The following is a 21670-nucleotide window of genomic DNA, read 5'->3' as shown; positions in this document are numbered from 1 at the left end:
AGGTGATGCGTCGATGGTCCAAGGAAAGACGCCCCGCTTCCTGCGGGGAGATGCAGGTGCAAGGCCTGCTCGGCGCTCCGCTTTTCGAAGTCCCCTTCCGCAGCACGCGGGAGGGGACTTCGTCGTGTCCGCGGGTGTCACCGCACGGACGCCCGCCGCTCGTCCGGGCCCGCGGACGCGGGCACGCCCGGCCGCCCGGCCTCCGAGGCGCCCGAAGGCGTCCGGGAGGTGCGGCCGTTGTTCCGGTAGCCGGTCACGACGGCCGCCGTCGCGAGCAGGACCACCACGGCGACCGTGCGCAGGGCCGGCCCCATCCCGCTCGCCAGGTCGCCGTGGCCCGCGAGGACCGTGCCGGCGACGGCGACGCCGAGGGCCGCCCCGATCTCGCGGGCCGAGGTGCCGAGCCCCGAACCCAGCCCCGCCTGGTGCGGCGGCAGGGACACCACCACGCCGAGGGTGAGCGCCGGCATGGCCAGGCCGGTGCCCGTGGAGATGACCAGCAGCCAGAGGGCGTACAGCGCGTACGGCGTGCTGGCGTCCGCCGTGGACGCGGCCAGCAGGCCCAGGCCGATCAGCGCGAGCCCGGTGCCGACGACCGGACGCGGATGCGCCGACCAGCGCGCCGCGAACTTCGGGACCAGGCTCATGCCGACGATCAGCGGCACGATCGCGACGCCCGTCACCGCCGGGGCGAAGCCCTTGACCTCCTGCAGGTACTGCGAGTTGACGAAGAACAGCGCGAACAGGCCGAAGAAGCCCGTGGCCAGGCCCAGCGTCGTCGCGCGCAGCTCGCGGGAGCGGAAGACGCGGGGATCGAACAGCGGGGCGCGGGAGCGCAGGGCGTGCGCGGTGAAGGCGGCGACCAGCAGGGCGCCCGCCGCGAACGCGGCCAGGATGCGCGCCGAGGTCCAGCCGTGGCCGGGGCCCTCGATGATGCCGAAGAGCACGGCGACCAGGCCCGCGGTGAGCAGCAGCGTGCCCACCGGATCGGGGCTGCTGCGCGCGGAGCGGGCCGTGCGCGGGGTGGTCACCGCCACCGCGGCGGCGAGGACGGCCGCCAGCGGCGCCATCGCCGCGAACAGCGCCCGCCAGGACAGGAACTGGCCGGCCAGACCGCCGCCCACGTTGCCGGCCAGGCCGCCCAGGCCGATGGCCAGCGTCCAGGACGCCATCGCCTGGGCGCGGCGCTCGGGCCCGGCCAGGTGCACCAGGATCGACATCGTCGCCGGGGTGATCAGCGCGGCCCCCGCCCCGGACAGGCCGCGGCCGGCGATCAGCAGCGCCGGGGCGGGGGCGAGCGCGCTGGCCGTGGCGCCCGCGGCGAACAGGGCGAGGCCGGTGAGCAGGGCGCCCTTGCGGCCGTACCGGTCGCCGAGCGCGCCGGCCGGGATCAGCAGGCCCGCGAAGACGATGACGTAGGCGTCCACCGTCCACAGCAGCTCGGTGTGCGAGGGGTGCAGGGCGGACGAACGCAGCTGGGGGATCAGCAGGTTGACGGCGGCGACCATGCTCTGCGCCACCAGGACGCAGGCGCACAGGGCCAGCAGGGTCGGGCGTTTCAGGGCGTGCGGGGGCACGGCTCCTCCCGGGAGCTCGAGGTGGTGGTGGGGGACGGCGCTGCCACCGTAGGCTCGCCCTTGACCTGCTTTCCAGTGCAACCTTCGCAAGGAACACCTGCACATGACGCAATCCACGGGCCTGGACCTGAACCTGCTGGTCGCGCTGGACGTGCTGCTGGAGGAGGAGAGCGTGCAGGGCGCGGCCCGCCGGCTGCACCTGTCCGAACCGGCCATGAGCCGCACCCTCGGCCGCATCCGCAAGGCACTCGGCGATCCCGTGCTGGTGCGCGCCGGACGCCGGATGGTGCCGACCCCGCACGCGCTCGCGGTACGCGCCGAGGTCAGCGCGGTGGTGGAGCGGGCCCGCGCCCTCTTCACGCCCGGCCGGGACACCGACCTGCGCACGGTCACCCGCACCTTCACCGTCCTCGGCCACGACGCGATCGCCGCCGCCCACGGCGCGGCCCTCCTCGCCCGCGCCGCCCGCGAGGCGCCCGGCATCCGCCTGCGCTTCCTGTCCGAGAGCCATGTGGACGCCCCGTTCCTGCGCCAGGGCACCGCCGACCTGGAGGTCGGGGTGATCGACACGACCGCGCCCGAGGTTCGGGTGGAGACCGTGCACGAGGACCGCATGCTGGGCGTCGTACGGGCCGGGCACCCGCTGCTGACGGGCGAGTTGACGCCGGAGCGGTTCGCCGGCGAGGCCGGGCACCTCATCGTCTCCCGCCGCGGGCGGCTGCACGGGCCGGTGGACGACGCGCTCGGCCGGCTCGGTCTGCGCCGCCGCGTGGTGGGCAGCGTCGGCACCTACCCCGCCTCGCTGTTCGTGCTGCGCGAGACCGACCTGGTCGGCCTGATCAGCCGGTGGGGCCGCTCCCTGGCCGACGCGCTGGGCCTGGTCACCTTCGAGATCCCGCTCGCGCTGCCGGCCGTGACGATCGGGTACGCCTGGCACCCCCGGCACGACGCCGACCCGGCCCACGCGTGGCTGCGCGCCTGCGTGCGGGAGGCCCTGCTCCAGGGGCCGGACGGCGGCCGGGCGCCCTCCGACGGCCGGGAGACGCCCGCCGCCGGGTGTGCCGACGCGGCGGATCGCTGACGCGGAACCCCGGACCCGCCTCCGGTCGGGGCCGGCGGCCCCCGTGACGCGGCCGGGCCCGGCCCTCGCGACGCGGCTGGGGCCGAGCCCTCCGCGGGGCCCGGGCGGCGCCGCGGTCCCGCAGGGCGGGCCCGGCCGGGCGGCGGGGCCGGCGGGGCGGTGGGGCCGGCCGGGCGGCGGGGCCGGCCGAGGTGGCGCGGAGGACGTTCCCCGGGCCTCCTCGGACCCTCGCGTCGCGCCCGGCCGGGGGAACGCCCCGCTGACGGCGTGCCGGGACCGCGCAGGCGGCGGGTGCCCGAGAGCGTGCGGCCGCCGCGCATCGCGCCCGCAGCCCGGTCGCGCCGGGGGGGGGGGGACCGGGTGGACGGGCTCACGGGACGGCAGACCCGGCCGGGTGCGGCCGAAAGCCGGACGGCGCGTAGCGGAAGGTCCGACGGGTCCGGCCGCCGGGCCGCGCGAGCGGGCCGGGCCGGATCGCTGCGGGCCTCGTCCCCGCGGGCGCCGGCGCCCGGGCCGTCGCCGCCGGCGGGGACGGCGGGGACAGCGGAGATCGGGGCGGGAGCGGCCGGCAGGGCCGCAGTGAAGCTTGCCGCCGCACAGTGCCGCGAATATCCGGCCATGACGCCGCCTCCCGACACCCCCCATACGTCTGCCTACGTCCCTTTTCAGCCATGTTTTCAGTGACGCCGCGCACTTTCGGCCATCGATTGCGCATGCGACGGGTGGGCCGGGGCAGGTGTCCGCGGTCCCCGAGCGTGACCCGCGTGCGACACAGGGGCACGGAACAGGAACGGAAGGCAACACCGATCATGGCGGACAGAACGGAACGACAGGACCGGGCGACCATCCACGCGGACGGCGCGTGGCTGACCGCGGTCTCCGGCGCGACCCGCGAGATCCTCGACCCGGCGGACGCCCGCCCGTTCGCCGTGGTCGCGGAGGGCGACGAGAAGGACGCCGACCGCGCGGTGGCCGCCGCCCGGCGCGCCTTCGACCACGGCCCCTGGCCCCGCACCCCGGCCGCCGAACGCGCCGCCCTGCTGCGCCGTGCCGCCGACCTCCTGCGGCGCGACCGCGAGGAACTCGGCCTGCTGGAGAGCCGGGACACGGGCAAGACCGTCGAGGAGGGCCGCATCGACATCGACTGCGTCGCCGACGCCTTCCGCTACTTCGCCGACCTGGTCGCCGCCGAGGCCCCCGGCCGGGTGGTGGACGCGGGCTCACCGGACGTCCACAGCGTGGTCGTGCACGAGCCGGTCGGTGTCTGCGCGCTGATCACCCCCTGGAACTACCCGCTGCTGCAGGCCAGTTGGAAGATCGCCCCGGCGCTCGCCGCCGGCAACACCTTCGTCGTCAAGCCCAGCGAGATCACCCCGATGACCACCGTCGCGCTGATCGAGCTGCTGACGGAGGCCGGCCTGCCCGCGGGCGTCGCCAACCTCGTCACCGGTCCCGGCCACACCGTCGGCGCGCGGCTCGCCGAGCACCCCGACGTGGACCTCGTCTCCTTCACCGGCGGCCTGACCAGCGGCGTCAAGGTCGCCCAGGCCGCCGCGCCCACCGTCAAGAAGGTCGCCCTGGAACTCGGCGGCAAGAACCCCAACATCGTCTTCGCCGACGCCTGCGCCACCGAGGAGGGCTTCGACACCGCCGTCGACCAGGCCCTCAACGCGGCCTTCATCCACAGCGGCCAGGTCTGCTCGGCGGGCTCCCGCCTGATCGTCGAGGAGTCCGTCCGCGAACGCTTCGTCGCCGAACTCGCCCGCCGCGCCGCCCTGATCCGCCTGGGCCGCGGCACGGAGGACGGCGTCGAGTGCGGCCCGCTCGTCTCCGAGCAGCAGCGCGCCAAGGTCGAGGCGTACGTCGCCTCCGCGCTCCAGGAGGGAGCGGTGCTGCGCTGCGGCGGCAAGCGGCCCGAACCGTCCGCGGTCCGGCCGGAGACCGGCTACTTCTACGAGCCGACCGTCCTCGACGCCTGCCACCGCGGCATGCGGGTCGTCCGCGAGGAGGTCTTCGGCCCGGTCCTCACCGTCGAGACGTTCCGCACCGAGGAGGAGGCCGTCCTCCTCGCCAACGACACCGAGTACGGCCTCGCCGGCGCCGTGTGGACCGCCGACCCCGGCCGGGCCCGGCGGGTCGCCGCCCGGCTGCGCCACGGCACCGTCTGGATCAACGACTTCCACCCCTACCTGCCGCAGGCGGAGTGGGGCGGCTTCGGCAGGAGCGGCACCGGCCGCGAGCTGGGCCCGGCCGGACTCGCCGAGTACCGCGAGACGAAGCACGTCTACCAGAACCTCGCGCCGAAGCCGGTGCGCTGGTTCGCCGGCTGAGCCCCCACCTCGTCCGACACCCTGGAGTAGCACCCCCATGCCCGACACCTCCCCCGAGCACGTCTACGACTACGTCGTCGTCGGCGGCGGCACCGCGGGTTCCGTCATCGCCTCCCGCCTCACCGAGAACCCGGACGTCACCGTCGCCGTCATCGAGGGCGGCCCGAGCGACGTGGGCCGCGACGACGTCCTCACCCTGCGCCGCTGGATGGGCCTCCTCGGCGGCGAACTCGACTACGACTACCCGACGGTGGAGCAGCCCCGCGGCAACTCCCACATCCGGCACAGCCGGGCCCGCGTCCTCGGCGGCTGCTCCTCGCACAACACCCTCATCTCGTTCAAGCCGCTGCCCTCCGACTGGGACGAGTGGGAGGAGGCCGGCGCCAAGGGCTGGGGCGCCGTCCCCATGGAGGCGTACTTCGCCCGCCTGAAGAACAACATCGTCACCGTCGACGAGAAGGACCGGAACGCCATCGCCCGGGACTTCGTCGACGCCGCCCGGTCGGCACTCGGGGTACCCCTGGTCGAGGGCTTCAACCGCAAGCCGTTCACCGAGGGCGTCGGCTTCTTCGACCTCGCCTACCACCCCGAGGACAACAAGCGCTCCTCCGCCTCCGTGGCCTACCTGCACCCGGTGATGGACGAGCGCCCCAACCTCCGCATCATGCTGGAGACCTGGGCGTACCGGCTGGAGCTGGACGGCACCCGCGCCGAGGGCGTGCACGTGCGCACCAAGGACGGCCGGGAACTGCTGGTCCGGGCCCGGCGCGAGGTCGTCCTGTGCGCGGGCGCCATCGACACCCCCCGGCTGCTGCTGCACTCGGGCATCGGCCCCGCCAGGGACCTGGAGGCGCTGGGCATCCCCGTCGTCCACGACCTCCCGGGCGTCGGCGAGAACCTGCTCGACCACCCCGAGTCGGTGATCGTCTGGGAGACGCACGGACCGATCCCGGAGAACTCCGCGATGGACTCCGACGCGGGTCTGTTCGTCCGGCGCGACCCCACGAGCCCCGGCCCGGACCTGATGTTCCACTTCTACCAGATCCCGTTCACCGACAACCCCGAGCGCCTGGGCTACGAACGGCCGCCGCACGGCGTCTCGATGACCCCTAACATCCCCAAGCCCAGGAGCCGCGGCCGGCTCTACCTGACCAGCGCCGATCCGTCCGTGAAGCCCGCGCTGGACTTCCGGTACTTCACCGACGAGGACGACTACGACGCCCGCACCCTCGTCGACGGCATCCGCATCGCCCGGGAGATCGCCAGGACCGAGCCGCTGGCCGGCTGGCTCAAGCGCGAGGTCTGCCCCGGCCCGGACGTGACGGGCGACGAGGAGCTCAGCGAGTACGCCCGCAAGGCCGCGCACACCGTCTACCACCCGGCCGGCACCTGCAGGATGGGCGCCGCCGACGACGAACTCGCCGTGGTCGACCCGGAGCTGAGGATCCGCGGCCTGGCCGGCATTCGCATCGCCGACGCGTCCGTCTTCCCGACCATGACCGCCGTGAACCCGATGATCGGCGTCCTCATGGTCGGGGAGAAGGCCGTCGACCTGATCGGAGGTGACCCCCGATGACCCTCACCGTCCCCACCCGCAAGCCCCCCACCACCACATCGGCGCCCGTCTTCTCGGTGGACGGCCTGTGGAAGGTCTTCGGGCCGCGGCCCGAGCGCGTCCCGGCCGACCCCGAACTCGCCGGCCTGAGCCCGGCGGACCTCCGCGCCCGCACCGGCTGCACCGCCGCCGTGCGCGACGTCTCCTTCGACGTCCGCAGGGGCGAGGTGTTCGTGGTGATGGGCCTGTCCGGTTCCGGCAAGTCCACCCTGGTCCGCTGTCTGACCCGGCTCATCGAGCCGACCGCCGGCACGATCGCCATCGACGGCGAGGACGTCCGGGCGATGGACCGGACCCGGCTGCGCGAACTGCGCCGCCACCGCGCCGCGATGGTCTTCCAGCACTTCGGTCTGCTCCCGCACCGCACGGTCCTCGACAACGTCGCCTACGGCCTGGAGATCCAGGGCGTCGGCAAGTCCGAACGCCGCGAGCGGGCCGCCGAGTTCATCGCCAAGGTCGGACTCGAAGGCATGGAGAAGCGCCGCCCCGGCCAGCTCTCCGGCGGCCAGCGCCAGCGCGTGGGCCTGGCCCGCGCGCTCGCCGTGGACCCCGAGGTCCTCCTGTTCGACGAGCCGTTCAGCGCCCTCGACCCGCTCATCCGGCGCGACATGCAGGACGAGGTGGCCCGCCTGCACCGCGAGGAGGGCCGCACGATGGTCTTCATCACCCACGACCTGAGCGAGGCGCTGAAACTCGGCGACCGCATCGCCCTGATGCGCGACGGCCGCGTGGTCCAGCTGGGCACGCCGGAGGAGATCGTCTCCGCCCCCGCCGACGACTACGTCCGCGCGTTCGTCCAGGACGTGCCGCGCGAGCAGGTGCTGACGGTCCGCACGGCCATGCGCCCGGCGTCCGTGGACGAAGCGGGCAGCGGCCCCGCGGTCCGCCCGGACGCCACGGTCGCGGAGGCGATCGAGGCGGTGGCCAGGGCGGGCGCCCCGGCGCGCGTCATGGACGACGGACGGTGCATGGGCGTGGTCGACCACGAGCACCTGCTCGGCGTCGTCGCCGGCGTCGACGCCGCGTCGACGGTGAGCCCGCCCGCGCCGCTCACCAGCCCGGAGGCCGTCTGATGGCAACGCTCACCGTCCCCGCCCTCCGCACCGGCGCACCCCGCCTGCTCAGGAACCGGGCCGCGGCCAAGCTCCTGCTCCTGGCGCTGGTCACCGCCGGGCTGACGCCGTTCCTCACCCGCCACGGCGGCGACGGGACCTGGCCCCGGGAACTGACGGTCCACCTCTCCGCGCCGCTGACCGCCGCCAGCGACTGGGTCATGGACCACCGGGACAGCCACCCGCTGTTCCTGTACTTCTTCGGCTACATCAGCAACGCCGTCGTCCTGGCCGTCCGCGCCGTGTACCTGACCCTGCTCGCCGCCGGCTGGGCCGGAGTCACCGTGTTCGGCGCGCTCACGGCCTGGCGCCTGGGCGGCGCGCGCCTCGCCGCGGGCACCGCGGCGGCCTTTGTGGCCTGCGGGGCCCTCGGCATGTGGGTGCCGACGATGCAGACCCTCGCGCTGATGGCCGTGGCCGTCCTCGCCTCCGTCGCCGTGGGCGCCCTGCTCGGTCTCGCCGCCGGCCTGTCCGACCGGCTCGACCGCGCCCTGCGCCCGGTCCTGGACACCATGCAGGTGCTCCCGGCCTTCGCGTACCTCCTCCCCGTCGTCCTGGTCTTCGGCATCGGCGTCCCCGCGGCCGTCCTCGCCACCGTCGTCTACGCCGCCCCGCCGATGGCCCGCCTCACCGCGCTCGGCCTGCGCGGCGCCGACCCCGAGGTCCTGGAGGCCGTGGAGTCACTCGGCGCCACCGCCCGGCAGCGGCTGCTGACCGCCCGCCTGCCGCTGGCCCGGAAGGAACTGCTCCTCGGCCTCAACCAGACGATCATGATGGCGCTGTCGATGGCCGTCATCGCCTCCGTCATCGGCGCCGGCGGCCTCGGCGACCGCGTCTACCAGGCCCTGGCCTCGGTCGACGTCGGCGCGGCCCTCGCGGCCGGCATCCCGATCGTGCTGCTGGCGGTGGTCCTGGACCGGGTCACCGGAGCGGCCGGCGACGGCACGGCGCGCAGCCGGGTCATCGGCCTGCCGTACGCCCTGGCCGTCGCCGCGGCCGCCGCCCTCGCGGTCCGTGCGCTCGGTGCGCAGGAGTGGCCCTCCGGCTGGACGCTGGACATCGCCGCACCGGTCAACCGGGCGGTCGACTGGATGACCGCCCACCTCTACTCGGGCGTCCCGGTCGTCGGCGGCACCGCCGACTGGGCCGGCCACTTCACCACCTGGGTGCTGGACCCCGTCCGCACGGGCCTGCAGGGGCTGCCCTGGTGGTCGGTGCTGCTGCTGGTGGCCGCTCCGGCCTGGCTGATCGGCACCTGGCGGACCGCGCTGACCGCCGTCCTCGCCATGACCGCGATCGGTGTGCTCGGCGTGTGGGACCCGGCGCTGGACACGCTCTCGCAGGTTCTCGCCGCCGTGGCCGTGACCCTCGTCCTGGGCTTCGCCACCGGCATCGCCGCGGCCCGCAGCGACCGCGTCGAGCGTGCCCTGCGGCCGGTGCTGGACGTGTGCCAGACGATGCCCCAGTTCGTGTACCTGATCCCGGTCGTCGCGCTGTTCGGCGTCGGCCGGGCCCCGGCGGTCGCCGCGGCCGTCGTCTACGCCCTCCCGGCCGTCGTCCGCATCACCGCGCAGGGCCTGCGCCAGGTCGACCAGGCCGCGCTGGAGTCCGCGCGCTCCCTCGGCGCGACCGGCCGCCAGCAGCTGTGGCAGGTCCAGCTCCCGCTGGCCCGGCGCTCCCTGCTGCTCGCGGTCAACCAGGGCGTGGTCCTGGTCCTCGCCGTGGTCATCATCGGCGGACTGGTCGGCGGCGGCGCCCTCGGCTACGACGTCGCCTTCGGCCTCGCGCAGGGCGACCTGGCCACCGGTCTGGTCGCCGGCGCCGCGATCGTCTGCCTCGGCCTGATGCTGGACCGGGTGACCCAGCCGGCCCGGCGGCGTCCGGAGAAGGGAGCCTGACGTGCGACGTCGTACGACCGCCCTGGTGGGCTCGCTGGTGCTGCTGGCCGCGACCGGCTGCGGCGCCGCCGACATGACGAAACAGGCCTCGCCGTTCGCCAACGCCCGGGGTTCGAGGACGGTCACCCTGTCCGTGCCCTCCTGGGTGGGCGCCCAGGCCAACGTGGCCGTCGCCGAGTACCTGCTGGAGCACAAGCTCGGCTACCGCGTCGACACCGTCCAGATCGACGAGGTGCCGGCCTGGGACGCGCTCAGCCAGGGCCGGGTGGACGCCCTGCTGGAGGACTGGGGGCACCCGGAGCAGGAGGAGCGGTACGTCCGGGACAAGGGGACGATCACCCGCGGCGGCGACCTCGGGGTCACCGGCCACATCGGCTGGTTCGTGCCGACGTACCTGGTGAAGCAGCACCCGGACATCACCGACTGGCGGAACCTGAACAAGTACGCCGCGCTCTTCCGCACCCCGGAGAGCGGCGGCAAGGGCCAGCTGATGGACGGCTCCCCCGCCTACGTGACCCATGACAAGGCGCTGGTGAAGAACCTGAAGCTGGACTTCAAGGTCGTCTTCGCCGGTTCCGAGGCGGCGCAGATCACGCAGATCAAGCAGTTCGCCAAGGAGAAGAAGCCGTTCCTGTCGTACTGGTACTCGCCGCAGTGGCTGTTCCGCAGGGTCCCCATGACGGAGGTGAAGCTGCCCCCGTACAAGAAGGGCTGCGACGCGGACGCGGCGAAGGTGGCCTGCGCCTACCCGCGCACCCCGCTGCAGAAGTACCTCAACGCCGGCTTCGCGAGGTCCGGCGGCAGGGCCGCGGCCTTCCTGAAGAGGTTCCGGTGGACCACCGAGGACCAGAACGAGGTCTCGCTGATGATCGCCGAGCAGAAGCTGGACCCGCGGGAGGCGGCGAAGAGGTGGGTGGACAGCCACCCCGCCGTGTGGAAGAAGTGGCTGCCCTGAACGGCCTCACGGCGCCGGCTCGCCGGTGCCGTGAGGCCGCAGGCCGGGCCCGAAGCCGACCCGGGCGGCCCCTCGCCCGCCGAGTCCGGCGGGCCGGGGGCCGTCCGCGCCCAGCCGCGCGCTCGCCGCGTCCCGGGGCCCGGGCAGGACCGGCGGACCGCCCGGGACGCGGCCCGGGCGCGGCGCGCGGACACCCTCCGCCCCGCTCACGGCCCGTGACCCCGCGGGCCGGCCGGGCCACTGCGCGGGAGCGCGCGGCTCACCCGTGCTGCCCGGGCCGGTAGTGGCCCGGCGTCATCCGGGTGGCCACGCCGAACCGGTTCCAGGCGTTGATCACCGTGATCGCGGCGATGAGCTGGGCAAGCTCCGCCTCCTCGAAGTGCTGGGCCGCCCGGTCCCAGACCTCGTCCGGCACGAAGCCCCTGCCGGGCTCGGGCAGCAGGGTGATCGCCTCGGTCAGCTCGATCGCCGCCAGCTCCTTCTCCGTGTAGAAGTGCCGGGACTCCTCCCACGCGCCGAGCTGCACGATCCGCTCCACGCTCTCACCGGCGGCGAGGGCGTCCTTGGTGTGCATGTCCAGGCAGAACGCGCAGTGGTTGAGCTGCGAGGCACGGATCTTCACCAGCTCGCACAGCTTCGGGTCCAGTCCCCGCCGCGCGGCCGCGTCCAGCCGGACCATCGCCTTGTACACCTCGGGCGCGTGCTCGGCCCAGCGCATCCGCGGGGGGTGTTCGGTGGCGTACTCGACGGTTTCCTGTGCGGTGGTTTCCTGGGCGGTGGTTTCCTGTGCAGTGCTCATGCCTCGACCCTAGGAGCGAGGCAGCCCAGGAGTATGGTCCATTCCCATGGCGGAATCGTGGGCCATTCCCGGCGTCGACCTGCACCTCGAACCCTCCCGCGCGGGCGGTCTGCGCCGCGGCCTGACCGGCGCGCTGCGGGACGCGGTCCGCTCCGGCCGGCTCGCCCCCGGCACCCGGCTGCCGTCCTCCCGCTCCCTCGCCGCCGACCTCGGCATCGCCCGCAACACCGTCGCCGAGGCGTACGCCGACCTGGTGGCGGAGGGCTGGCTCACCGCCCGGCAGGGCTCCGGCACCAGGGTGGCGGACCGGGCCGTCGTCCCGCAGTCCGGCGCGGGCGCCGCACCCCGCCGCCGGACGACCGCGCCCAGCGCCGTCAGCCTCGTCCCCGGCACGCCGGACCTCGCCGCCTTCCCGCGCACCGAGTGGCTCAAGGCCGCCCGGCGCGCCCTGGCCACCGCGCCGCACCACGCATTCGGCTACGGCGACCCCCGCGGCCGGCCCGAGCTGCGCGAAGCGCTCGCCGGATACCTGGCGCGGGCCCGCGGCGTCCGCGCCCACCCGGACGCGGTGCTGGTCACCGCCGGCTTCTCGCACGCGCTGCGCCTGCTCGGGAAGGTGCTGCGGGCACGCGGGGTGCGCACGGTGGCGGTCGAGTCGTACGGACTGGACGAGCACCGGCGGCTGCTGCGGGAGGCGGGCCTGGCGACCCCGGCACTGCCGTACGACGAACTCGGCACGGACACCGGCCCGCTGGGCCGTGCCGGCGCTGTCCTGCTCACCCCCGCCCACCAGTTCCCCATGGGCACGGCCCTGCACCCCGACCGGCGGACGGCCGTCGTGGACTGGGCCCGGCGCACCGGCGGACTGGTGCTGGAGGACGACTACGACGGGGAGTTCCGCTACGACCGTCAGCCCGTCGGCGCGCTGCAGGGCCTCGACCCCGACCGGGTCGTCCACCTCGGCACCGCCAGCAAGTCCCTCGCGCCGGGACTGCGGCTGGGCTGGATGGTGCTGCCGCCGGCCCTGGCGGAGGAGGCGGTCGCGGCCAAGGGGCACATCGACACCGTGGGCGTGCTCGACCAGCTCACCCTGGCGGAGTTCCTGACCTCGGGAGCGTACGACCGTCACGTCCGCTCCGCGCGCCTGCGCTACCGGCGCCGCCGCGACGCCCTCGCCGCGGCCGTCGCCGACCGGGCGCCCGACGTGCACGTCACCGGGATCGCCGCCGGCCTGCACGCGGTGCTGCGGCTGCCGCCCGGCGCCGAGCGGCCGGTGGTCCAGGCGGCGGTGTGGCAGGGGCTGGCGCTGCACGGGCTCGCCTTCTACCGGCACGAGCGGGCGGTCACCGAGCCGCTGGACGCCCTGGTCGTCGGCTACGCCACCCCGCCGGACAGCGCGTGGGCGCGGGCGCTGGAGGCGCTGTGCCGGGTGCTGCCGTAGCGGGACCTCGGGCGCACCGCGGCGCGCGGCGGGCCCGGCCCCAGGCGCAGGGGAGCGCCCGGCCCCGGGACGCAGGGAGCGCCCGGCCTCGGGACGCAGGGAGCGCCCGCGCGCCGCCCGTGCCCGCCGGCCGGGCCGCCGTCCTAGGCGGACCGCTCCTCCACCGGCGCCTCCCCGAACCGCGCCAGCGCCAGCGCCCCCGCCACCGCCACCGCGAAACCCAGGACCGCCGGCCAGGCCATGCCCGGTCTGGTCCGGTCGCCCAGCCACACCACGCCCACCGCGGCCGGGCCGAGCGTCTCGCCGATCACCATGCCGGCGGTCGCGGTCGTCACCGAGCCCCGCTGCAGGGCCGACGTGAGCAGCACGAACGCGGCGGCTCCGCCCACGGCCAGGGCGTACACCGCCGGGTCGGCCAGCGCGGCGGCCGGGCGCAGCGAGTCGATCAGCCGCACCGTCACCTCCACCACCCCGAACCCGCACCCCGCGCCGAGCCCCAGGAGCAGCGCCCGGCCCCGCCCGGACAGGCGCCCGCCGAGCCCGCCGAGCAGCAGCACCCCCACCGCCGCCGCCACCATCGCGTACCGCAGCCAGGGGGGCCCGTGCCGGTCGCCCTCCGCACCCGAGGCCAGCCCCAGCAGGGCGAGGCCCGCGCACACCACCCCCACGGCGGCCCACTCCCGCCCGCTCAGCCGGACCCGCAGCAGCCGCGCCGCCACCACCGCCGTCACCGCGAGGCTCGCCGCCAGCGCCGCGCCCACCGCGTAGATCGGCACGGACCGCAGCGCCACCACCTGGAGCAGGAAACCCAGCCCGTCCAGCGCCAGCCCGGCCAGGTACCGCCACTGCCGCAAAGCCCGCAGCAGCAGCGCCGCGTCCCCGCCGGCGCCCGCGTCCGCCCCGCCCCCGCCCGCTCCCGCAGGCGCCCCCGCCGCCCGCGCGGCCACCGCCTGCAACACCGTCGCCGTACCGAAGCAGACCGCCGCGCCGAGGGCGCACACCATTCCAAAGAGCACGAACCGACTCTAGGGGAGGCGAAGATGGCGGGGCCCCCTGCACGGGCAGGCGTTCCGCACCTTAGGCTGACTGCCGAACACCACAGCGGACGGGGGAGGCACCACCATGGCGGACACACGCCGGCCACTGCGCTCCGGCACGGTCGTCCTCGGCGGCATGGGCCTGCTGGCAGCCGCCCTGACGGCCTGTTCGTCCGAGCCGGACAAGCGGTGCGTGGACCGCGACAGCTACGACATGGCCAAGGGCTACAAGGTCGTCTCCGACAAGAACTGCAGGACCGCCGCGCCCCCGGGGAAGACCAGGAAGAAGAGCGCCGGGAAGCCGGGCGACGCCGCCTGGTACTACAAGGGCAAGGAGAAGGACGGCTGGGTCCGCGGCGGCTCCTTCACCAAGGGCGGCGGCTCGGGCGGCGGCTCGGACGACGACGACGACCACCACGGCGGCGGAGGCGTCCACCGCGGCGGCTTCGGCGGCGGCAAGGGCAGCTCCGGCGGCTGACCGGACCCCGCGCATGGAACGCCGTACCCTCACCCCCCGCCCCGGCTGGCAGCAGACCGTCGAGGCCCAGGGCCTGATCTACCCGCTCACCCGCCACCCCGACGGGTCCCTGCGCCCCTACTGGGACGAGAGCGCCTGCTACGTCTTCACCCTGGACGAGGTCGAGGCGCTGGAGGAGACCGTCGAGGAACTGCACCGCATGTGCCTCGCGGCCGCCGGGCACATCGTGGCGCGGGACCGGTTCGCGGACCTCGGCATCACCGATCCGCGGGTGGCCGCCGCGGTCGCCGAGGCCTGGCACCGCCGCGCCGAACTCCCGTCCGTCTACGGCCGGTTCGACCTGCGCTACGACGGCACGGGACCGGCGAAGCTCCTGGAGTACAACGCCGACACCCCCACCTCGCTGGTCGAGGCCGCTTCCGCGCAGTGGTTCTGGATGGAGGACCGCTTCCCCGGCGCCGACCAGTGGAACTCCCTGCACGAGCGCCTGGTCGACGCCTGGCGGGCGCAGGCCGCCCTCCTCCCGCCCGGCAGTCCCCTGCACTTCGCGCACTCCGCCGCCGACGAACTCGGCGAGGACCTGATGACGGTCGCCTACCTGAAGGAGACCGCCGAACAGGCCGGCCTCGCCACCGACTGGCTCGCCATGGAGGAGATCGGCTGGGACTCCCTCTCCGGCCGCTTCGTCGACAACCAGCTCCGCTTCATCCGCGCCGTGTTCAAGCTCTACCCCTGGGAGTGGCTCACCACCGACGCCTTCGGCGGCCACGTCCTCGACACCCTCGACAACGGCGGCGGCACCGGCAGCACCCTGTGGATCGAACCCGCCTGGAAGATGCTGCTCAGCAACAAGGCGCTGCTGGCGATCCTCTGGGAGCTGTACCCCGGGCATCCCAACCTCCTCCCCGCCTACCTGGACGGCCCCCGCGAACTGGCCGGATCGTCCGGCTACGTGGCCAAGCCCCTGCTCGGCCGGGAGGGCGAGGGAGTCACCGTGCACCGGCCCGGAGCGCCGGCCGGCGTGCGCGACGAGCCCTGCTGCTACCAGCGGCTGGCCCCGCTCCCCGCCTTCGACGGCAACCACGTGGTCCTCGGCGCCTGGGTCGTCGGCGACGAGTCCGCCGGCCTCGGCATCCGCGAGTCCGCGGGCCTGATCACCGACGAGTACGCCCGCTTCCTGCCGCACGTGATCCTCTAGCCGTCCCCGGCGCCGGGACCGCCCCGGCCCGCCGGCCGCAGGCTTCCTGCGGCCGGCGGGCGCCGCCCGGATGGTGGACGCGGGACCTGCGCCCTGCGGCGCTCCCGGTAGGCTGACGAGCGGGCCGTGACTGGCGCGCTGGGATGGGACGGACCATCGGGGAGCGGCCCGAGCGGAAAGAGTGCCGTGCGCCTGGGCCGAACGTGAACGCTGTACGCACGCCGTCCGGAGGTCCCGATGCCCGAGAATTCCGCCCCCCTCTCCACCGAGTCCACGGCCTTCCGCGCCGCCCTCGACGTCATCCGCGCCGTCGAGCCGCGCGTCGCCGACGCCATCGGCCAGGAGGTCGCCGACCAGCGCGAGATGCTCAAACTGATCGCCTCGGAGAACTACGCGTCCCCGGCCACCCTGCTGGCGATGGGCAACTGGTTCAGCGACAAGTACGCCGAGGGCACCGTCGGCCGCCGCTTCTACGCCGGCTGCCGCAACGTCGACACGGTCGAGTCCCTCGCCGCCGAGCACGCCCGCGAGCTCTTCGGCGCCCGCCACGCCTACGTCCAGCCGCACTCCGGCATCGATGCCAACCTCGTCGCCTTCTGGGCGGTGCTCGCCGACCGCGTCGAGGCGCCCTTCCTGGAGAAGACCGGCGTCCGCCAGATCAACGACCTCACCGACGCCGACTGGGCGGAACTGCGCCAGGCCTTCGGCAACCAGCGCATGCTCGGCATGTCCCTGGACGCCGGCGGCCACCTCACCCACGGCTTCCGCCCGAACATCTCCGGCAAGATGTTCGACCAGCGCTCCTACGGCACCGACCCGGCGACCGGCCTCATCGACTACGACGCCCTGCGCGCCCAGGCCCGCGAGTTCAAGCCGCTGATCATCGTCGCCGGCTACTCCGCGTACCCCCGCCTGGTGAACTTCCGGATCATGCGGGAGATCGCCGACGAGGTCGGCGCGACCCTCATGGTCGACATGGCCCACTTCGCGGGCCTGGTGGCCGGCAAGGTCCTCACCGGCGACTTCGACCCGGTCCCGCACGCCCAGATCGTCACCACCACCACCCACAAGTCCCTGCGCGGCCCGCGCGGCGGCATGGTGCTGTGCGACGACTCCCTCAAGGACCAGGTGGACCGCGGCTGCCCGATGGTCCTCGGCGGCCCGCTCCCGCACGTCATGGCCGCCAAGGCCGTCGCCCTGGCCGAGGCCCGGCAGCCCGCCTTTCAGGACTACGCCCGGCGCATCGTCGACAACTCCCGCGCCCTCGCCGAGGGCCTGATGCGCCGCGGCGCCACCCTCGTCACCGGCGGCACCGACAACCACCTCAACCTGATCGACGTCGCCGCCTCCTACGGCCTCACCGGCCGCCAGGCCGAGGCCGCCCTGCTGGACTCGGGCATCGTCACCAACCGCAACGCCGTCCCGGCCGACCCGAACGGCGCCTGGTACACCTCCGGCATCCGCGTGGGCACCCCCGCGCTCACCACGCGCGGCCTCGGCACGGCGGAGATGGACGAGGTGGCCGGCCTCATCGACCGCGTCCTGACGGCGACGGAGCCGGGTGTCACCAAGTCGGGCGCCCCGTCGAAGGCGGCGCACGTGCTGGACGAGAAGGTCGCGCGGGAGATCGCGCAGCGGGCCACGGACCTGGTCGCGGGCTTCCCCCTCTACCCGGAGGTCGACCTGGGCTGAAGCGCCCCGCAGGGGCGCCGGGAACCGCGCGGCCGGCTCACCACGGTCCGCGGTTCCCCGCGCGCCGAACCCGCCCCGGCTCTCTGCGACAATGAAAAACATGGCTTCAGACCGACCTCGTGTGCTCTCCGGCATCCAGCCCACCGCAGGCTCGTTCCACCTGGGCAACTACCTCGGCGCCGTCCGCCAGTGGGTGGCCCTGCAGGAGTCCCACGACGCGTTCTACATGGTCGTCGATCTGCACGCGATCACGGTCCCGCAGGACCCGGCGGATCTGCGCGCCAACACCCGCCTGGCCGCGGCCCAGCTGCTGGCCGCCGGCCTGGACCCGGACCGCTGCACCCTCTTCGTGCAGAGCCACGTCCCCGAGCACGCCCAGCTGGCCTGGGTCATGAACTGCCTCACCGGCTTCGGCGAGGCCGGCCGCATGACCCAGTTCAAGGACAAGTCCGCCAAGCAGGGCGCCGACCGCGCCTCCGTCGGCCTGTTCACCTACCCGATCCTGCAGGTCGCCGACATCCTGCTGTACCAGGCCCACGAGGTGCCGGTCGGCGAGGACCAGCGCCAGCACATCGAGCTGACCCGCGACCTGGCGGAGCGGTTCAACAGCCGCTTCGGCGACACGTTCACGATCCCGAAGCCGTACATCCTCAAGGAGACGGCGAAGATCTACGACCTCCAGGACCCGACGGTCAAGATGAGCAAGTCGGCGTCCACGCCGAAGGGCCTCGTCAACCTCCTCGACGAGCCGAAGTCGACGGCGAAGAAGGTCAAGAGCGCGGTCACCGACACCGACACGGTGATCCGCTTCGACCGCGAGAACAAGCCGGGCGTGTCGAACCTGCTCACCATCTACTCCACGCTCACCGGCACCTCCGTCGCCGACCTGGAGCGGGCGTACGAGGGCAAGATGTACGGCGCGCTCAAGACGGACCTCGCCGAGATCATGGTCGAGTTCGTGACGCCGTTCCGGGAGCGCACCCGGCAGTACCTGGACGACCCCGAGACCCTCGACTCGGTCCTGGCCAAGGGCGCCGAGAAGGCGCGCGCCGTCGCCGCCGAGACGCTCGCGCAGGCGTACGACCGCGTGGGCTTCCTCCCGGCCAAGCACTGAGGCGTACGACCGCAGACGGCCGCGACGGGCGAAGCGCTGCACATCACTTCCGTTGCGCCTGCCGACAGGACACCGGTGGCCGTACAGTCGATAGCCGACGGCCGGGGCGAACGGCCGAGCAGACGACAGACGCGACGACAGGAGACGACGTGGGGACCGTAACGATCGGCGTGTCGATCGCGGTCCCGGAGCCTCACGGCAGCCTGCTCCAGGAGCGGCGCACGGGCTTCGGCGACGTCGCGGCCCACGGCATCCCCACGCACGTCACGCTGCTGCCGCCGACCGAGGTGGACGAGACCGGCCTGCCGGCCGTCGACGCGCACCTCACCCGGGTGGCCGCGGCCGGCCGGCCGTTCCCCATGCGGCTGTCCGGCACCGGCACCTTCCGGCCGCTGTCCCCGGTGGTCTACGTCCGCGTCGTCCAGGGCGCCGAGGCGTGCACCCGGCTCCAGCAGGGGATCCGGGAGCCCTCGGGGCCGGTGCCGCGTGAGCTGCAGTTCCCGTACCACCCGCACGTCACCGTCGCGCACGGCATCGACGACGCGGCCATGGACCGCGCCTTCGAGGAGCTCGCGGGCTTTGAGGCCGAGTGGTCGTGCACCGGCTTCGCGCTGTACGAGCAGGGCGCCGACGGCGTGTGGCGCAAGCTGCGCGAGTACGCCTTCGGAGGGCCCGTCGTACCGCCGCAGGCCGGCCACGCGGACCTCGGCCGCGGCACCATCGCGAGCCGGTAGGCCGCGGAACCCCGGCCGGCGGCCCAGCGCCCGCGGGGCGTGCCGCCGAGGACGGCCACGGACCGGGGACAGTGCCGTGGATCCTTCGGGGCAGCCGGCCGCATGGCCCGCATATGACCGATTCGGTGGAGAAACGCGGTGTTGACGGCCCCGCGGAGCGGGCAGAGACGGATCATGGACTGGCTGAGCAACCTCCCCGGCGTCGGGCCGATGGTCACCCGGCTGACGGCCACGCACGCATGGCGGTCCTACGAGCGGCTGGACCGGGTGAAGTGGACGCGGCTGGCCGCCGCGATGACGTTCGTCAGCTTCGTCGCCCTGTTCCCGCTGCTGACCGTGGCCGCCGCGATCACCGCCGCCACGCTCAGCCCCGCCCGCCAGCGGGCCGTCGAGGACCTGATCGCCGACCAGTTCCCCGGCCTCGCGGACCAGCTCGACCTGACCTCCCTGGTGGACAATGCGGGCACGGTCGGCGTCATCGCGGGCGCCGTGCTGCTGTTCACGGGCGTCGGCTGGGTCGGCCAGGTCCGGGACTGCCTGCGCGCGGTCTGGGAGCTCGACGACCGCGAGGAGAACCCGGTCGTCACCAAGGCCAAGGACGCCGGCATCCTGCTCGGCTTCGGCGGCGCCCTGCTCGTCACGCTGGCCGCCTCGGTCCTGGCGTCGGCCGCCGTCGGCCGGCTGTCCCGGCAGATCGGCCTGGACGAGCACGGCTGGGGCGCCGTGCTGCTGCAGGTCGCCGCGTTCGCCCTCGCCGTGCTCGCCGACTTCACGGTCCTGCTCTACGTCCTGACCCTGCTGCCCGGGGTGGAGCCGCCGCGCCGCCGCCTGCTGGTGGCCGCCCTGCTCGGCGCCGTCGGCTTCGAGCTGCTGAAACTGCTCCTCAGCGGCTACATCCAGGGGGTCGCGGCGAAGAGCGTGTACGGCGCGTTCGGCGTCCCGGTGGCGCTGCTGCTGTGGATCAACTTCACCGCCAAGCTCGTGCTGTTCTGCGCCTCCTGGACGGCGACGCGGAGCAAGCGGGTGGAACTCAGGGCCGTGTCCGACGGCGCATCAGCTCCGGCACCGGCCACCGGCGGTTGACCAGGAAGACCCCGGCCCCGAGCAGCGCCAGCAGCCCGCCCGCCACGGCCAGGGCGGTCCCGACGCCCCTGGAGCCGGACGCGGCGGGGGCGCCGGCCACCGGCTCGGCCCCGGCCCCGGCCCCGCCGGTCGCGGACCCCGCCACCGGCTCGGCGGACACGCCCGGATCCGGCCGCGCGGTCGCGGCGCTCCTCGGCGGCACCAGCTCGCCCACCGGAGCGACCTTGCCGGCCGCCCGGAAGCCCCAGTCGAACAGCTTCGCGGTCTCCTTGTAGACCTCGTTGTGCTCGTGCTTCGCCGGGTTCATCACCGTCACCAGCAGCACCTTGCCGCCCCGCTCGGCGACGCCGGTGAAGGTGGCGCCCGCGTGCGAGGTGTTGCCGTTCTTCACCCCCGCGATGCCCTGGTAGACGGGGACGTCGGCGTCGCCGCTCAGCAGCCGGTTGGTGTTCCGGATCTCCCTGGGCCCGAACCGGGCGCTGACCGTGGAGCAGTAGTCCCGGAAGTCCTTCTTCTGCAGCCCGGACCGGGCGATCAGCGTCAGGTCGTACGCCGACGACACCTGCCCCGGCGCGTCGTAGCCGTCGGGCGAGACCACCTGCGTGTCCAGCGCCTGCAGTTCCCCGGCGTGCTCCTGCATGTCCCGGACGGTCTGCTCGACCCCGCCGTTCATCGCGGACAGCACGTGCACGGCGTCGTTGCCCGAGCGCAGGAACACCCCGAGCCACAGGTCGTGGACGGTGTAGCTGTGCCCCTGCTCTATCCCGACCATGCTGGAGCCGGCGCCCACGCCCGCCAGGTCCGACGGCACCACCGTGTGCCGGGTGCCCCGGGGGAAGCGGGGCAGCACGGTGTCCGCGAACAGCATCTTGAGCGTGCTCGCCGGCGGCAGCCGCCAGTGCGCGTTGCGCGCGGCCAGCACCTGCCCCGACTCGGCGTCCGCGACGATCCAGGAGCGGGCGGTGAGGCCCTCGGGCAGCACGGGCACGCCGGGGGCGAGGGCGACCTGTGTGCCGGGCAGCCCGAGCCGGGCGCCGCCCACGGTGGACATCCGGGCCGGGGGCGTGGCCGTCGGGCTCGCCGGCGGGGCGGGCACGGCGAGGGCGGCCGGCGCGGTGACGGACAGGGAGAGCACGGTGGCGGAGGCGACCATGAGGGCTCGCCGGCCGGTCTTCTTCGGTGCGGGCACGGTCGTGAACGTACCTGCACCGGACCGCGAAGTCCCGCCTCCCACCCGACCCCCGACACGGAACCGGACACGGGACGGCGATACTGATGTCATGAAGCTCAGCCGTCCCGTCTCCTGGTTCCTGCTCGCCTTCGGGGTGTGGAGTTGGGTCATCTGGGTCACTTTCGTCAAGAATCTCGTCAAGGACAGCAGCGGGCTCGCCTTCGACGACGGCCGCCCGACCGCGTACTTCTGGGTGCATCTGGCGCTGGCGGTCGTCTCCTTCGTATGGGGGACGGTCATCGGGGTCATCGGGTTGCGCGGGCTGCGCGCACTGCGCCGGACGTCATAGGCGGGG

The 21670-nt window shown here is 74.4% G+C and carries 18 protein-coding genes and 1 riboswitch; of the genes, 14 read left to right on the top strand and 4 right to left on the bottom strand.

Annotated features, from left to right (window positions below; all coding sequences use genetic code 11):
• Positions 1-137: 137 nt before the first annotated feature.
• A complete protein-coding gene (locus tag ABZ261_RS16105) occupies positions 138-1577 on the bottom strand; it encodes an MFS transporter (protein WP_356859513.1) in 1440 nt (479 codons plus the stop codon).
• Positions 1578-1680: 103 nt separating this feature from the next.
• Between ABZ261_RS16105 and ABZ261_RS16100 the strand changes: the two genes are divergently transcribed.
• From ABZ261_RS16100 to ABZ261_RS16075, 6 genes are all read left to right on the top strand, one after another.
• On the top strand, positions 1681-2658 hold the full coding sequence (locus tag ABZ261_RS16100) for a LysR family transcriptional regulator (RefSeq protein WP_356859511.1): 978 nt from the start codon (positions 1681-1683) through the stop codon (positions 2656-2658).
• Between the two features lie 809 nt (positions 2659-3467).
• Positions 3468-4988, top strand: coding sequence for an aldehyde dehydrogenase family protein (locus ABZ261_RS16095; protein WP_356859509.1), 1521 nt, complete (start codon positions 3468-3470; stop codon positions 4986-4988).
• 37 nt (positions 4989-5025) lie between these two features.
• On the top strand, positions 5026-6564 hold the full coding sequence (locus ABZ261_RS16090; protein WP_356859507.1) for a GMC oxidoreductase: 1539 nt from the start codon (positions 5026-5028) through the stop codon (positions 6562-6564).
• A complete protein-coding gene (locus ABZ261_RS16085) occupies positions 6561-7676 on the top strand; it encodes a glycine betaine/L-proline ABC transporter ATP-binding protein (RefSeq protein ID WP_356859505.1) in 1116 nt (371 codons plus the stop codon). Before ABZ261_RS16090 ends, ABZ261_RS16085 begins: the two co-directional genes overlap by 4 nt.
• Positions 7676-9613, top strand: coding sequence for an ABC transporter permease subunit (locus ABZ261_RS16080; protein WP_356859503.1), 1938 nt, complete (start codon positions 7676-7678; stop codon positions 9611-9613). The genes ABZ261_RS16085 and ABZ261_RS16080 overlap by 1 nt, the downstream gene beginning before the upstream one ends.
• Before the next feature lies 1 nt (position 9614).
• The gene (locus ABZ261_RS16075) at positions 9615-10568 is read left to right on the top strand and encodes an ABC transporter substrate-binding protein (RefSeq protein WP_356859501.1); all 954 of its coding nucleotides are present in this window, start codon (positions 9615-9617) and stop codon (positions 10566-10568) included.
• Positions 10569-10827: 259 nt separating this feature from the next.
• On the opposite strand, the gene ABZ261_RS16070 is transcribed toward ABZ261_RS16075, so the two are convergent.
• Positions 10828-11367: a carboxymuconolactone decarboxylase family protein gene (locus tag ABZ261_RS16070; RefSeq protein WP_356859500.1), complete on the bottom strand. Its 540-nt coding sequence runs from the start codon at positions 11365-11367 to the stop codon at positions 10828-10830.
• Between the two features lie 46 nt (positions 11368-11413).
• Here ABZ261_RS16070 and ABZ261_RS16065 point away from each other — a divergent pair, with 46 nt between their 5' ends.
• Positions 11414-12808, top strand: coding sequence for a PLP-dependent aminotransferase family protein (locus tag ABZ261_RS16065; protein ID WP_356859498.1), 1395 nt, complete (start codon positions 11414-11416; stop codon positions 12806-12808).
• A 143-nt stretch (positions 12809-12951) separates the two neighbouring features.
• Here the strand turns inward: ABZ261_RS16065 and ABZ261_RS16060 are convergent, their stop codons facing one another.
• Positions 12952-13812, bottom strand: a complete 861-nt coding sequence (locus ABZ261_RS16060; protein ID WP_356859534.1) for a hypothetical protein — start codon at positions 13810-13812, stop codon at positions 12952-12954.
• A 118-nt stretch (positions 13813-13930) separates the two neighbouring features.
• On the opposite strand from ABZ261_RS16060, the gene ABZ261_RS16055 reads away from it, so the two are divergent.
• The 6 genes from ABZ261_RS16055 (at position 13931) to ABZ261_RS16030 (ending at position 20144) form a co-directional block, all read left to right on the top strand.
• Positions 13931-14323: a hypothetical protein gene (locus ABZ261_RS16055; RefSeq protein ID WP_356859496.1), complete on the top strand. Its 393-nt coding sequence runs from the start codon at positions 13931-13933 to the stop codon at positions 14321-14323.
• 13 nt (positions 14324-14336) lie between these two features.
• Positions 14337-15521 (top strand): glutathionylspermidine synthase family protein, encoded by a 1185-nt coding sequence (locus ABZ261_RS16050; RefSeq protein WP_356859494.1) that lies wholly within the window; start codon positions 14337-14339, stop codon positions 15519-15521.
• 116 nt (positions 15522-15637) lie between these two features.
• Positions 15638-15726: riboswitch (ZMP/ZTP riboswitch) on the top strand.
• 32 nt (positions 15727-15758) lie between these two features.
• Positions 15759-17213, top strand: a complete 1455-nt coding sequence (locus ABZ261_RS16045) for a glycine hydroxymethyltransferase (protein ID WP_356859493.1) — start codon at positions 15759-15761, stop codon at positions 17211-17213.
• 100 nt (positions 17214-17313) lie between these two features.
• On the top strand, positions 17314-18327 hold the full coding sequence (trpS, locus tag ABZ261_RS16040; protein ID WP_356859492.1) for a tryptophan--tRNA ligase: 1014 nt from the start codon (positions 17314-17316) through the stop codon (positions 18325-18327).
• Between the two features lie 149 nt (positions 18328-18476).
• Entirely contained in the window at positions 18477-19061 is a 585-nt protein-coding gene (locus ABZ261_RS16035; protein WP_356859490.1) for a 2'-5' RNA ligase family protein, read from the top strand.
• Between the two features lie 174 nt (positions 19062-19235).
• Positions 19236-20144 (top strand): YihY/virulence factor BrkB family protein, encoded by a 909-nt coding sequence (locus ABZ261_RS16030; RefSeq protein WP_356859488.1) that lies wholly within the window; start codon positions 19236-19238, stop codon positions 20142-20144.
• Here ABZ261_RS16030 and ABZ261_RS16025 read toward each other — a convergent pair.
• Positions 20092-21333, bottom strand: a complete 1242-nt coding sequence (locus ABZ261_RS16025; RefSeq protein WP_356859486.1) for a D-alanyl-D-alanine carboxypeptidase — start codon at positions 21331-21333, stop codon at positions 20092-20094. The genes ABZ261_RS16030 and ABZ261_RS16025 overlap by 53 nt on opposite strands.
• Before the next feature lie 91 nt (positions 21334-21424).
• On the opposite strand from ABZ261_RS16025, the gene ABZ261_RS16020 reads away from it, so the two are divergent.
• Positions 21425-21664, top strand: coding sequence for a hypothetical protein (locus tag ABZ261_RS16020; RefSeq protein WP_356859484.1), 240 nt, complete (start codon positions 21425-21427; stop codon positions 21662-21664).
• The last annotated feature ends 6 nt before the right edge of the window (positions 21665-21670 follow it).

It is taken from the genome of Streptomyces sp. NPDC006193 (assembly GCF_040613915.1).
In the GTDB taxonomy this organism is placed as follows: Bacteria; Actinomycetota; Actinomycetes; order Streptomycetales; family Streptomycetaceae; genus Streptomyces.
This window is presented reverse-complemented; position numbering and strand designations above follow the sequence as displayed.